This is a genomic window from Citrobacter freundii complex sp. CFNIH2 (genome assembly GCF_002880615.1).
Lineage (GTDB): Bacteria > Pseudomonadota > Gammaproteobacteria > Enterobacterales > Enterobacteriaceae > Citrobacter_A > Citrobacter_A amalonaticus_F.
In genome coordinates this window covers 968,751-982,061 of sequence record NZ_CP025757.1, presented here as the reverse complement: position 1 = coordinate 982,061, position 13,311 = coordinate 968,751, and the positions used below count along the sequence as shown (strand labels likewise).

At 53.6% G+C, this 13,311-nt stretch carries 12 protein-coding genes; 1 reads left to right on the top strand and 11 read right to left on the bottom strand.

The window, feature by feature from the left end; genetic code table 11:
• Positions 1-346 precede the first annotated feature (346 nt).
• The 6 genes from WM46_RS05060 to WM46_RS05035 form a co-directional block, all read right to left on the bottom strand.
• Complete coding sequence (locus WM46_RS05060) at positions 347-766, bottom strand: translesion error-prone DNA polymerase V autoproteolytic subunit (protein ID WP_102601617.1); 420 nt, start codon at positions 764-766, stop codon at positions 347-349.
• 253 nt (positions 767-1,019) lie between these two features.
• Positions 1,020-1,202, bottom strand: a complete 183-nt coding sequence (locus WM46_RS05055; protein ID WP_012132688.1) for a DUF1869 domain-containing protein — start codon at positions 1,200-1,202, stop codon at positions 1,020-1,022.
• Between the two features lie 2 nt (positions 1,203-1,204).
• On the bottom strand, positions 1,205-1,567 hold the full coding sequence (gene yeaR / locus WM46_RS05050; protein WP_043000424.1) for a DUF1971 domain-containing protein YeaR: 363 nt from the start codon (positions 1,565-1,567) through the stop codon (positions 1,205-1,207).
• 167 nt (positions 1,568-1,734) lie between these two features.
• Positions 1,735-3,711 carry an acyltransferase family protein gene (locus WM46_RS05045; protein WP_102601616.1) on the bottom strand — a complete coding sequence of 659 codons (1,977 nt, stop codon included), beginning with the start codon at positions 3,709-3,711 and terminating at the stop codon, positions 1,735-1,737.
• 129 nt (positions 3,712-3,840) lie between these two features.
• Complete coding sequence (leuE, locus tag WM46_RS05040) at positions 3,841-4,479, bottom strand: leucine efflux protein LeuE (RefSeq protein WP_102601615.1); 639 nt, start codon at positions 4,477-4,479, stop codon at positions 3,841-3,843.
• 96 nt (positions 4,480-4,575) lie between these two features.
• The gene (locus tag WM46_RS05035) at positions 4,576-5,493 is read right to left on the bottom strand and encodes a LysR family transcriptional regulator (RefSeq protein WP_102601614.1); all 918 of its coding nucleotides are present in this window, start codon (positions 5,491-5,493) and stop codon (positions 4,576-4,578) included.
• Positions 5,494-5,596: 103 nt separating this feature from the next.
• On the opposite strand from WM46_RS05035, the gene WM46_RS05030 reads away from it, so the two are divergent.
• A complete protein-coding gene (locus WM46_RS05030) occupies positions 5,597-6,682 on the top strand; it encodes a tartrate dehydrogenase (RefSeq protein ID WP_102601613.1) in 1,086 nt (361 codons plus the stop codon).
• Between the two features lie 44 nt (positions 6,683-6,726).
• On the opposite strand, the gene rnd is transcribed toward WM46_RS05030, so the two are convergent.
• The 5 genes from rnd to WM46_RS05005 form a co-directional block, all read right to left on the bottom strand.
• Positions 6,727-7,854 carry a ribonuclease D gene (rnd, locus tag WM46_RS05025; RefSeq protein WP_081093705.1) on the bottom strand — a complete coding sequence of 376 codons (1,128 nt, stop codon included), beginning with the start codon at positions 7,852-7,854 and terminating at the stop codon, positions 6,727-6,729.
• Between the two features lie 231 nt (positions 7,855-8,085).
• Positions 8,086-9,771, bottom strand: coding sequence for a long-chain-fatty-acid--CoA ligase FadD (gene fadD / locus WM46_RS05020; protein ID WP_187394447.1), 1,686 nt, complete (start codon positions 9,769-9,771; stop codon positions 8,086-8,088).
• Positions 9,772-9,975: 204 nt separating this feature from the next.
• Positions 9,976-10,557, bottom strand: a complete 582-nt coding sequence (locus WM46_RS05015; RefSeq protein WP_061077779.1) for a Slp family lipoprotein — start codon at positions 10,555-10,557, stop codon at positions 9,976-9,978.
• 59 nt (positions 10,558-10,616) lie between these two features.
• The gene (gene tsaB / locus WM46_RS05010) at positions 10,617-11,312 is read right to left on the bottom strand and encodes a tRNA (adenosine(37)-N6)-threonylcarbamoyltransferase complex dimerization subunit type 1 TsaB (RefSeq protein ID WP_044257648.1); all 696 of its coding nucleotides are present in this window, start codon (positions 11,310-11,312) and stop codon (positions 10,617-10,619) included.
• 57 nt (positions 11,313-11,369) lie between these two features.
• On the bottom strand, positions 11,370-13,280 hold the full coding sequence (locus WM46_RS05005; protein ID WP_061077781.1) for an ATP-dependent DNA helicase: 1,911 nt from the start codon (positions 13,278-13,280) through the stop codon (positions 11,370-11,372).
• Positions 13,281-13,311 lie beyond the last annotated feature (31 nt).

Below are 13,311 nucleotides of genomic sequence, written 5' to 3'. Positions count from 1 at the left end.
ATTTTTTAACTTGCAAGCAAAATCCTGGCGCTTTTTCTTAGTGGATTGTTCTGCCTGAAAACGTCGTCGGTTATCCACAGAAACGGTGCATAACCCTGTGGGTGAGTGACATGACGTTGTTAATCAGGTTTGTTCACATGCCGTATCCCTACGTCAGCCGGACATCTCCGTTCCTCTCCTTAACGACGCAAACCGAAATTTGCATGTCTGCTCACAAAACAGGCAGGTTAATGAGCAATTAACCTGCCTGTCATTGGTATACCCCTTAAGACCACCGGGGAATCACAAGGAAACCCGGCGTGTATTGTTTGCAACGTCAGGGGGGACGAACAATACGCAGCAATCGTCAGTTCACCGCCTTCACAATAAATGTCACGACGCCAAAAATCGCCAGGGTATCCTCACTGCCGATGACGATGGGCGAATAGGCGCTGTTCATGGGGTTAAGCTGAACGGTGGGCCGCAACTGCAACCGCTTCACCGTGAACTCCCTCTCCACTGCCGCAATCACGATATCTCCGTGGCTGGCAGTGCGTGAACTGTCCACCACCAGCAGATCGCCGTCGCCGATCCCCGCATCGATCATCGAGTCGCCAGCAGCCCTGACGAAATAAGTCGAACTGGGATGCTGAACAAGTAACTTGTTGAGATCGATACTCTGCTCAACGTAATCGGCCGCCGGACTGGGGAATCCGCACGGAACCCGATCGCTGAAAAGTGGAATGGCAATGACGTCATGCCATTCCGCAGGTCTGTACAACGTCATAATGCACACCTTGAATACTGTTTTTATATACAGTAATTTCAACTCAGGCAGGGATCAAGTCATTGGCAAAACGCCGCTGCGCAAAGCGTCGCCATATTGCGCGTAAGCCTTTATTGATCCTGCAAATATACGGTTTGTAAATTTTTGCGCTGGAGGACGACGTCCGCCGTTTTAGAGCCGGTATAGGGGAGCATTTCCGGAAAGCGAAAAAAAACCGGCGCTGACAGCCGGTTTCCTCTCTGCATCGCGTGACTTACCAGCCGCAGACGTCGTGCTCATTTTCCGTATCGTAGGAACGCACGGTATTGACGAGATCTTTCACCACTTCGGCGGCGACGTCAGGCACCAGTAAGGTCATTGGCGCTTCGGTTTCGTAATCGACAGAGACGCCATTGCTGTTATTCGTCACGGTGACGGTATAGGTTGCTTTGCCCATGATTATTTCTTCCCGGTATGAATGACTTTTCGTTGATTCGCGCTTTCCATCAGTACCTCTGGCGCGACGAAAAAGTCGATATTGAAATAAGTGTCATCGCTCATCACTTCGATGTTGTGCCACTTTTCCGGTGGGAACACACCAAACTGACCCGCTTCGATGATCATCACTGTTTCGGCTTCTGGACTGTGTTCATCCGCATATCCGAGATATTTGACCGCCCCCTGCATCACCGACAGACGGGGATAAACCCCCGGTCGGGTTCCTTTATCAAGGTGGCGTTCGAAAATTCCGGCAGGTGCAGTTTCTTTGTTCCAGAACGGCGTGGCACGTGTGTGGATATGATTTTGTGGAATCTGAAGCATGTCCTTCCCTCTTCCAGTCGGTAGGATGCGATTGTAAGTAAACCGCTGTTCCAGAAAGGTTACGCCTCATAACCGGCATTTTAAATACACCAAAAGGGGCAAGTGACATTCATCACTGATTTTTTCTGACAGAGGAAAGCCTGTCCCCAGACTTTCCTCCTGTTATTTTATCGGCCTGGCGTTTTGAGCGGATTACCAAATTGCTGCAGATACGCCTCCCCCAACGTTTTCGTGGCGTAGTCATTTAAATGACCGACGTCACGATACAGCGGTATGCCCTCAATTTCCGTCCTGCACATGCCATCAGGGCATTGCACGCTTTTGGGATCGACAATAATCAACGATGGGAAGCGGGCCTGTAGCGTGGCAAAAAACGGTTCCGTCCAGACACTGTTATTAATCTGCGGATTCGGGTTGCATGTCTGATGCTCATACTCTCCCCGCGTTTTAAAATGTTCATAAAAACAGGTCAGGAAATGCTTTGGCATCGGGAACATCGTTTTCACCAGTACCGGCTGCGCCCCGGCATCAAGAATATCCTGTATTGCCTGTTCAGTAGCCCGGGTGAGAATATTGATAGATTCCGCGGGCGATGGGGAATCCCCAATCTGCGATCTGACCCTGAATGCCGCATAGTTTTCCCAGACCTGAGAAATGATCACATATTTATACTTATGGTTTCGGATCGCCTCATAGTATTTTTTGACGTTCTCATGACAAGCCCGGTAATAGTCGCCTTTATAAGTATAGAGATCGTCGTGATACACACGGGGAATTGCCAGGCACAGTGAAGTCGCTTTCATATCAACAGCAACATGCGCATTTTTCCCCATGATGTCGAAGAAATTCCAGTACTGATTAGAGTGCGAATCGCCCATCAGAAGTGCTTTCTCAGAAGCGGTTTTATCCCCCACCACACAGGCCATATCGGTTCCTGTGACGTTTTCATTCATACAATCCTGACGCTGCTTTATCTTCGTCTCTTTGAGCACATTGTTGATATGACTTAACGACTCGCCGAATCGTAGATAGCTAAATCCGTCAAAACGCTTACTAACCGACATCAGGGTAATAATGACAATCAGTGGGATAACCACCAGCAGAATCAGCGTTTTTTTCAACGACTGACGGGGCTTCCGGTAGGGTTTCTCAATGAAATAATATGACCCCATCGCCAGCAGTACAGCCAGACCCAGACCAGCCATTCGGGCATAGACACTGGTAATGCCGATGTAGTGCAGTGTCGCGAAAATCGGCCAATGAAAGAGATAAAGCGAATAGGAGATCGTGCCAAGCCAGACCAGCGGCGGGAATGACAACAGTTTATTGGTCAGAATATTTTGCTGGCTACCGGTGAAAATTAACACCGCGGTACTGACGCAAACGATCAGAGTGTAAGCATTAGGATAACCCAGAATGACATCACTTCTGACGCTAACAAAAAGTATTGCCACCACCGCAACCAGTGAAAGGCTGTTAAGCACAACCTTGTTTATTTTTTGCGCCATCGGGAGATAAATACAGGCACAGACACCGAGCATGAACTCAAAGAGTCGGGAGGCGAAAAAATAATACGTTTTCGTCGGATGCGCACCTGAGTAGTGCCAGGCGATATAGATGCCTACAATCGTCAGCAATGGCGCCAGATAGTTAAGCACCCGTTCGTGCGTTTTTTTACGGATGACGTAATAGATGACCGGGAAAAAGACATACCATTGCCACTCGATGGATAAAGACCAGGTGTGAAGCAACAGCATGGCGTTTGAATCAGGCGCAGCATAGGCGGTGGTTTCATCGCCAAAGTAGCGGTTGGAGACAATCAGCAGCGTCTGCTTTATGCTTTTGAGAAAAGAGGCATAATCTTCAGGCAACCAGAATACCGACGCAATGACAACGCACAGCAGCATCATCGTCAGCATTGCTGGCTGCAATCGCCATATTCTGCGCAAATAAAAATCGCTAAAACTGAAATGACCCGCATCCATTCGATCTTTAATTATCGATGCGATGAGAAAGCCTGAAATAACGAAGAAAATATCGACCCCGATGAAACCGGATGCAAATAGCGAAAATCCGGCGTGAAATAACACCACCAGCAATACGGCAATCGCCCTTATGCCGTCAATATCAGAACGATACTTCATCGATTATCCTGCGAATAAAATATAAAGTGCGGATTTTACATGAGATTATTGAAAAGTGAACCGCCAATGACACGCTGTTTTATGGTGGTTTTCCCCATAAAAAGCCCGCTGCCAGGCGGGCCTCCTGGCTTACGACTGTAGGGTCGCCAGTCGCGCGGCGAAACCGACAAAAATCAGGCCGATCAGCGAATTCCCGACCTTCGCCAGTTTCTTTTTAGTACGAATATACTGCGTGACAAAGGCGCCCGAGATAATCAGGAAGCTCAGGTAGCAGAAGCTCACCACTTCAAGCGTGATCGCTAAAATGAAGAATGACAGTCCCGCGTGCGGCGCATTCACATCAATAAACTGCACAAAGAAGGAGACATAAAACAGAATGGCTTTTGGGTTCGTCAGGCTCAATACCAGCGCACGTTTAAAAATAGCGCCAAAGGGGACCGCGTCTTCAGCCATCTCACCGCTTTTTGCTTTAAGCGTGGCATAGAGGATTTTTGCGCCCAGATACAGCAGGTAAAAGGCACCGAGATAGCGGACGATATTAAACAGCACTGGTGTCGTTTTAATCAGCGTCGCCACCCCGGCATACGCCAGAAACATGAGCACCGCGTCACCAATAAATACGCCGCTTGCCGCAAGGTAACCGCCCTTCATTCCACGTCCGACGCTGTTTTTCAGCACAAATATCGTGTTCGGTCCCGGAACCAGAACAATAAAAATAGCCCCGACCAGATAAGTCCAATAATTCAGTACGCCATACTCTGCAAACACGTTAACCTCTTCTTCCTGAAACCACTTTTTCGCTTAACTGCGAAACAATATGCTAACGGATGCACCAGTCCAAGGGAAGCGCTTATACCCGCCTCATTATTTTAGTGAGAACGTCGGATAGCGCTCGGCAAAATAGTGGCGTAAGAATTCCACCGTAATACGCACTTTGGCCGATGTCGCCAGCCGTGAAACATACACCGCCCAGATATTGGCCGGTTGGTAATACTCCGGCAGGACATGCACCAGATGACCGCTGGCGATGTTATCGCAAACATCCCACCAGGAGCGCAGCGCAATCCCCTGTCCGTCCAGGCACCATTGATGCACAATCTCACCATGATTCGATGACAGCGGCCCGGTCACCTTAATGGCGTGCTCCCCCTCTTTATTCTGCAATTGCCAGATCCCGAAGGGATGATCGCGCTCTTTGATCACCAGGCAAGAACAGGTAGCGAGATCGGCAAGCTGTTTTGGCGTACCGTGCTGTGCCAGGAACGACGGCGATGCACAAAGGATTCGGTAGTTCGTACCCAGCTTGCGGGCGATCAAATTTGGTGCAATGTCATCGCCAATACGGATATCGAGATCGACACCCTCATTGGCCAAATCCACCAGCCGGTCTTCCACATCAAAGCGCAACTCCAGTTGCGGATATTGTCTTGCCAGGGCGGACAGCGCAGGTGCCACCACCTGTCGGCCAAAACCAAAGCTACTGATGATTCTCAGCATCCCTTGCGGAACCTGTCGGACATCAGAGAGTTCATCCATCATCTGATCGACATCATGCAGAATACGCTGTGCCCACTCATAGATGCGCTCTCCCTCTTCCGTAATGGTGACCCGGCGTGTGGTGCGGTGCAGCAAAACCACATTCAGGTTCTGCTCAAGCAGCGCAATGCGTTTACTGACATACGCCGGTGAAACGCCCAGCTCCTGGGCGACGGCAGCGAATCCCGCCCGACGGGCGACCAGAATAAAGACGCGTAAATCAGTCAGCAGAGGAGGATTATTCATGATCTGTGTTTTATGTTTCACCAGTTGGAGAGATTAACTGTGGATCAGTCAATTATAGGATAAGGAGGAAGTCAATTTTGCTACCCTACAAGTGAGAACCGGTATGAAAAAAACCTGTCGTATTGCCGCCATTCCCGGTGATGGCATCGGTAAGGAAGTGCTGCCAGAAGGCATTCGCGTTTTACAGGCTGCCGCCAGACGTTGGGATCTGTCGCTCAGCGTTGAGACGTTCGAATGGGCCAGCTGCGATTATTACCTTGAACACGGGAAAATGATGCCGGATGACTGGCGCGAACAGTTATCCTCCTTTGACGCCATTTACTTTGGCGCCGTCGGCTGGCCGGAGACGGTTCCGGACCATATTTCCCTGTGGGGGTCGCTGCTGAAATTCCGTCGGGAATTCGATCAGTATGTGAATCTGCGCCCGGTCCGCCTCTTCCCCGGCGTGCCCTGCCCGCTGGCCGGTAAGAAGCCGGGCGACATTGATTTCTACGTCGTACGTGAAAACACTGAAGGGGAATACTCTTCGCTGGGCGGACATATTAACCCGGGCACTGAGCATGAGGTGGTCATCCAGGAGTCCGTTTTCACCCGTCGGGGCGTGGATCGTATTCTGCGCTATGCGTTTGAATTAGCCCAAAGCCGCCCGCGTAAGACGCTGACGTCGGCGACCAAATCCAATGGTCTGGCAATCAGTATGCCATTCTGGGATACACGCGTAGAGGCTATGGCGCAGCACTATCCCGATATCCGCTGGGACAAGCAGCACATTGATATTCTTTGCGCCCGTTTTGTGATGCAGCCGGAGCGCTTCGATGTGGTGGTCGCCTCGAATCTGTTTGGCGATATTCTTTCCGATCTCGGCCCGGCATGTACCGGTACCATCGGCATTGCCCCCTCGGCTAACCTGAACCCTGAGCGAACCTTCCCGTCGTTGTTCGAACCGGTACATGGTTCCGCACCGGATATTTACGGCAAGAATATCGCCAATCCAATTGCGACCATCTGGGCAGGGGCAATGATGCTCGATTTCCTCGGTGCAGGAGAGGCGAAGTACACCGCCGCGCATGACGGGATTCTGGCCGCGATTGAGCAGGTGATTGCCACTGGCCCTAAAACGCCGGATCTGAAAGGCAGCGCATCGACCCAGCAGGTCGGTGAGGCCATTTGTGACGCGTTAGATTCGTAAGGCGATCGTGCCGGATGCCGCTGATGACATCCGGCAACCGCCGCTTACTGCGGGTATTCCTGCAGTAGCGCGTTGAGCTTCGTCGCCATCAACGCCGCTCGCCAGCCGGAAATCAATTCGGGCTCCGTGCTCTGCGGCTTTAACTTCCAGTGCCAGTTGAGCAACTGGTTAATCTGACGACGTGACGCCAGCAGCTCTGCGCTGACGTGATGTTCCGTACTCACTTCCGTCACCAGCGCCTTAATCGCCTTAAACGCTTTGCGATAGCCCGGCATATCCATCAGATTCAGCAGCGGTTCCGGCAGCGCCTCTTCCGGCAACGCCTGCGCTTTGGCAACCAGCGAGAGCAGCGTCTTGCCGTGGAAGCGAATTTCACTGCCAGAAAGCCCCAGGCTGTCGAGTTCGCCCATGCTGCCGGGCATATAGCGCGCCACGGACCACAGGTGCTCTTCGCGAACCACGAAGTTAACGGCCAGATCGCGCTCACGCGCTTTACGCAGACGCCAGTCGGCAAGCAGTTGCAGACAGGCCAGTTGGCGCGTCCGTAGCTGCCAGGCGTTGGTGATGTCACGCCAGGCGTCTTCAGGCGCCAGGATCTCCTGACGACGGGTTTGCATCAGACGACACTCATCCAGCGCGGCAGGCAACCAACCCGCCGCCTCGGTTTCCGCCATCAGCTTCCCGGCAATCGGTAACAGATACCAGACGTCTGCTGCCGCGTATTCGCACTGGCGCTCAGTCAGCGGGCGCGCCAGCCAGTCGGTACGCGACTCGCTCTTATCCAGCGCCACGCCGGTGTACTCTTCCACCATCGATGCAAAACCCCACGACAGTGGACGGCCGCAAAATGCCGCCAGGATTTGTGTGTCAATCAGCGGCTGCGGCAGTTCGCCAAACGCATTCAGAAAGACTTCCAGATCTTCACTACCCGCGTGCAAAAACTTGGTGATGGCGGTATCGCGCAGAATCGCTTTCAGCGGCGACCAGTCGCTAATGCCATGCGGATCGATCAGTGCGACATGTTCGCCGTCAAACAGCTGGATCAGGCCCAGTTGCGGATAATAGGTACGGGTACGAACAAATTCGGTATCCAGGGCAATCGCAGGAAACGCACGGACCGCTTCGCACAGGGTCGCCAGCGCGTCGTCAGTGGTGATCATTTGGTAATTCAAATTGCATTCTCTTCGGTTTACGCCAAAAAAAACGCCGGATTCACCCGGCGTCAGATTGCTGACAAAGAGGGAAAAAACGTGGTTTTTCCTTCTTTGTGGTTATCAGCCGAAAATCAATAAATTGATTTTCCTGGTTTTTAATGAGGTGATCTCTGCTTGTCCGGTATCGGCATAAGGTTTGCGATCACTCTCACGCCGGATTCACCCGGCGTTTGACGTGTTGCTTAACGCTCAGCCCTTATTGTCCACTTTGGCACGGGCTTCGTCACGTAATTCTCGACGTAAAATTTTGCCGACGTTTGATTTCGGCAGTTCATCGCGGAATTCAACCAGTTTCGGGACTTTATAGCCCGTGAGCTGACGGCGGCAGAAAGTGACCAGCGCCTCCTCGGTGAGCGAAGCCTCTTTTTTCACCACAAAAATCTTCACCGCTTCGCCGCTGCTGCCGGACGGAACGCCGACGGCAGCCACTTCCAGCACGCCCGGATGCTGCATCACCACATCTTCGATCTCATTCGGATAAACGTTAAAGCCGGAGACCAGAATCATATCTTTCTTGCGATCGACAATGCGCAGGAAGCCTTCATCGTCCATGATTGCGATATCACCGGTGTGCAGCCAGCCGTCTTTGATGATCTCATCCGTCGCATCAGGACGCTGCCAGTAGCCCAGCATTACCTGCGGCCCTTTCACGCACAGTTCACCCGGCTGATCCGGCGACACTTCGTTGTCGTCATCGTCCACCAGTTTGGCTTCGGTTGATGGCACCGGCAGGCCGATGCTACCGCTGTGGTAATCAATATCGTGCGGGTTAACGCTGACCAGCGGCGCGCATTCGGTCAGGCCATACCCTTCGAGCAGATACTGTCCGGTCAGCTTCACCCATCGTTCAGCCACCGCCTGTTGTACTGGCATGCCGCCGCCCGCAGAAAGATGCAACGAAGAGAAATCCAGCTGCTGGAACTCTTTATTGTTCAGCAAGGCGTTAAACAAGGTGTTCACGCCGGTCATGGCGGTAAACGGATACTTCGCCAGCTCTTTTACCAGCCCCGGAATGTCGCGCGGGTTGGTGATCAGCAGGTTCTGCCCGCCCAGCTCGATAAACAGCAGGCAGTTCATGGTCAGGGCAAAAATGTGGTACAGCGGCAGCGCAGTCACCACCAGTTCTTTACCCGGATGCAAAAGCGGCCCATAAGTGGCCTTCACCTGCTCCAGGTTGGCCAGCATATTGCGGTGCGTCAGCATCGCCCCTTTCGCCACCCCGGTCGTTCCGCCGGTGTACTGTAAAAACGCCAGATCCGCAGAAACCACTTTCGGTTTAACATACTGCATACGGTAACCAGCATGCAGCGCGCTGCGAAAAGAGATCGCATCCGGCAGATGATATTTCGGCACCAGTCGTTTGATGTACTTCACCACGAAGTTCACCAGCGTACCTTTGGCCGTGGAGAGCTGGTCGCCCATACGGGTCAGAATAACGTGCTTAACGCTGGTTTTATCAACCACTTTTTCCAGGGTATGGGCGAAGTTGGAGACAATCACAATCGCCGCCGCCCCGCTGTCGTTTAACTGATGCTCCAGTTCACGCGGGGTATAAAGCGGGTTGACGTTCACTACGATCATCCCGGCACGCAAAATGCCAAACAGCGCCACCGGATATTGCAGCAGATTCGGCATCATCAGCGCGACGCGATCGCCCTTTTGCAGCCCCAGTCCCTGTTGCAGGTAAGCTGAGAAGGCGCGGCTGCGCTCCTCCAGCTTGCGGAAGGTCATCACCTCCCCCATGTTCATAAACGCGGGCTGATCGGCATAACGCGCGACAGCATGTTCAAACAGTTCCACCAGGGATTGATAACGGTCAGGATTGATCTCCGCAGGCACATCTGCGGGATAACGGTTTAACCAAACCTTCTTCACTGCATCACCTCTAAAATGAGCGTTCGTCGTCATCTCAACCCCAGATAATAAACAAGTCGTTAACATAATATTAACTCAGCGTACCAGTTTATTAATCACTCAACTGAAAGGTTGCGAAGCGCGTCACTATTTATTTTTGTTATGACGTTAATAAAACAGAAACAGCGGACCAGCCGCTGTTTCTTTTACTGATAATACAACGCGTTACTCTGTGACAATCGTTTGAACCTGTGCAGGACCTGGGTTATACCATCCCCAACCGCCATAGCCATATGGCCAGCCTCTCCCGCCGTAGAACCACGGGTCGATCGGTTGTGGTGGCATCACCACCTGCTGGGCAAGCCGCCAGCGTTTGTAGCCCGTCACGTCCATGGTCATGAATTTGTACGGCGTGCTACCCACTTTGCCTTCGACGGTACCCGTAATCGGCCCAACGACGGTCACCAGTTGCCCCCGGAAATCAACCGGATCGAGGAAACCATTCACATTAGCGTAAATCCGCCCGCGGGATGGTTCGCCCAGAATGGGGCGCGCCCCGCTATCGAGTGAAACGGTCGCAATTTCCAGACGGGTTTTCCCCTGCTGGTTTTGAATATCCACCACTTTGCCGCCAAAGCGCGCTTCCTGACCCACGTACAACTGCGGGGCATTCATCACCCGCACGAGATCGTCCTGCGGCGTGGGACTGGAGCCCTTGATCGCATCCGGAACCGTAACGCACCCGCTCAGCATGAGCGCGATGGCCCCCGCGAGCAGGCCTTTTACAACTTGTTTTTGAACCGCCATACTGCGACTCCTTTTCTCAGCGCACTGACCCGGCGTTTTACTGGTCATACTACTGAGATTCATTCTTTTCCGGGAAGTTTCTTCCAGGCCACGTTGTTACGTAAATAAACCGGTTCAGCGTGCTCGACCGCCACGGTTTTGCCGTCAGCCAACATCTGGCAGGCGATCGGCAGCATATCTTCCGCCGCGGGCAGCAGGACGTCACCGTCGCGCAGCGCCAGTCCGCTCTCTTTGCCAAGTTCAGGCCAGGCAGGCCAGCCCGTCCCGACGGTCACCCATTCGCCGGAAAGCTGTTGTAAGCGCTCGGTTACCTGCTCAGGTTTCAACACGGCTTCGGTTTCTTCACCGTGCCAGACGCCCTTTTCATCACGCTGATACTCGGCCCAGTATACCTCGCCCATTCGCGCATCAATGGCCGCCAGGACACGAGTCGCGCCGGTTTTACGCCATGCGCCCTGTGCCATCGTCGCCAGCGTGGAGACGCCGATCATCGGCAGGTCGGCACCTAACGCCAGCCCCTGGGCAATGCCAATCCCGATGCGCACACCGGTGAAACTGCCCGGCCCGCGCCCGTAGGCCAACGCATTGAGTTCAGTCAGAGAGGTGCCGTTAGCGGCAAGGATATCCTGCACCATCGGCAGGATGCGTTGAGTATGTTCTCGTGGGCAAAGCTCAAAATGAGCAGAGTGAGTACCGTCGTTCCACAGCGCCACAGAACAGGCTTCTGTGGCGGTATCGATAGCCAGAATTCGCATGAGTCTTCGTGCTTAGATCAATAAAATGGCCCGCATCTTACCATACTCCGTAACAAATTACTCGGAGGATGGTATTGCGAGGAATCGCACGGCACGGGCGATATCCCGGGTGCGCGGCGCCGGCGGCAGGCTGGCAAGAAACGTCGCGCCGTAAGGTCGCATCACCAGTCGGTTGTCACAAATCACCAACACACCACGGTCATCGGCATCACGGATCAAGCGGCCGACGCCCTGTTTCAGCGTAATCACCGCGTCGGGCAGTTGCACCTCATCAAACGGATCGCCGCCACGTAAACGGCAGTCTTCCATTCGCGCCTTCAGCAGCGGATCGTCCGGCGACGTAAACGGCAGTTTGTCGATGATCACCAACGACAGCGTATCGCCGCGCACGTCCACCCCTTCCCAGAAACTGCTGGTCGCCACCAGCAAGGCGTTGCCCGCGCTGACGAACTGTTGCAGCAGTTGGCCTTTGCTGGTTTCCCCCTGCAACAGCACCGGAAGCGTCATGGTAGCGCGGAACTGCTCCGCCAGATCGCGCATCATCGCATGCGAGGTACAGAGCATAAAGCAGCGCCCGTTGTTCGCTTCGATGATCGGTCTTAACATTGCCGCCAGCTGTCGCGCCGCGCCCGGCTGATTGGTTTGAGGCAGATTGCGCGGCACGCAGAGCAGGGCCTGGCGAGTGTAATCAAACGGACTCGGCAACAGCATTGATTCCGCCTCTTCAATCCCCAGACGCGCCGTAAAGTGATGCAGGTCGTCGTTTACCGACAGCGTTGCAGAGGTGAAAATCCAGCTTCCTGGCTTCTGCGCCATCACCTCTTTGAACTTGTCCGCCACCGTCAACGGGGTCAGCGCGAGGGTGAAATTGCGCGAGGTACATTCGTACCAGTAGCTATAACCGGGCTGGTTGATCTCTTTCAACCGTTTGAGACGTGCGCGATACAGCGTAGCGCGCTCAAACGCGGCATCAAGCAACGCCGAACGTCCGAGGGACAATTTCGCCACGTCGTAACACAGTTCCAGCGTATCATCGAGCAGTAAAAACGCGCGCTGCACCCGCTGGTCGGCCAGCAGTTCACGCAGGTTGCCGCGATATCCCGGCTCACCCAGTTGCAAGCGGAAATCCTGCGCGCTTTGCGCCAGACGGTCGGCGCATTTCTGTAACTGCTGGGTGTCTTTCAGCTCGGTACGATAGGCAATGGTGATGTCCTTCGCCAGATCCATCAGCTGACGACTGGAGAGCGACTGACCAAAATACTGGCTGGCGATGTCCGGTAGCTGATGTGCTTCATCGAAAATCATCACCTCCGCCTCCGGGATCAACTCACCGAAACCGCTCTCTTTGACCACCATATCGGCCAGAAACAGGTGATGGTTCACCACCACCACGTCCGCGTCCATCGCCTTTTTACGCGCTTTCACCACAAAGCAGTCTTTATACAACGGGCAGTCGCTGCCGAGGCAGTTGTCGTTGGTGCTGGTGACCAGCGGCCAGGCCTGAGAATCCTCGGCTACGCTGACACAGGTACTGATGTCGCCATCTTCGGTCTGATTCGACCACGAGCGCAGCAGGATCACATCGCTTAAGGTCTGAACGGGCAGATCGCCGCCTGCCAGCGCCTGTTGTTCGAGGCGCTCCAGGCATAAATAGTTTGAACGTCCTTTCAACAGAGCCAGCCTTCCGGTGTACTTCAGCGCGTTAGCGACCGTCGGGAGATCGCGGCTGTAGAGCTGATCCTGCAATGCCTTCGAACCGGTCGAGATAATCACTTTCTTTTTTGCGCGCAGCGCCGGTGCCAGATAGGCGTAGGTTTTCCCCGTCCCCGTTCCGGCTTCTACCACCAGAGGCTGTGATTTTTGGATGGACTGAGCGACGGCCATCGCCATCTGCCGCTGTGGCTCGCGCGGTTTGAAACCCGGTATCGCTTTAGCCAGTTGACCTTCTGGTGCAAAATCGTCCGTCACACTACCCCCTGTTGATTTGAACAGGGATTAT

Excerpts from the sequence above, each read along its gene's own strand:
- tsaB (WP_044257648.1), bottom strand. The coding sequence starts at position 11,312 with ATGCGAATTCTGGCTATCGATACCGCCACAGAAGCCTGTTCTGTGGCG.
- WM46_RS05015 (WP_061077779.1), bottom strand. The coding sequence starts at position 10,557 with ATGGCGGTTCAAAAACAAGTTGTAAAAGGCCTGCTCGCGGGGGCCATC.
- WM46_RS05030 (WP_102601613.1), top strand. The coding sequence starts at position 5,597 with ATGAAAAAAACCTGTCGTATTGCCGCCATTCCCGGTGATGGCATCGGT.
- WM46_RS05055 (WP_012132688.1), bottom strand. The coding sequence starts at position 1,202 with ATGGGCAAAGCAACCTATACCGTCACCGTGACGAATAACAGCAATGGC.
- WM46_RS05045 (WP_102601616.1), bottom strand. The coding sequence starts at position 3,711 with ATGAAGTATCGTTCTGATATTGACGGCATAAGGGCGATTGCCGTATTG.
- WM46_RS05035 (WP_102601614.1), bottom strand. The coding sequence starts at position 5,493 with ATGAATAATCCTCCTCTGCTGACTGATTTACGCGTCTTTATTCTGGTC.
- yeaR (WP_043000424.1), bottom strand. The coding sequence starts at position 1,567 with ATGCTTCAGATTCCACAAAATCATATCCACACACGTGCCACGCCGTTC.
- WM46_RS05060 (WP_102601617.1), bottom strand. The coding sequence starts at position 766 with ATGACGTTGTACAGACCTGCGGAATGGCATGACGTCATTGCCATTCCA.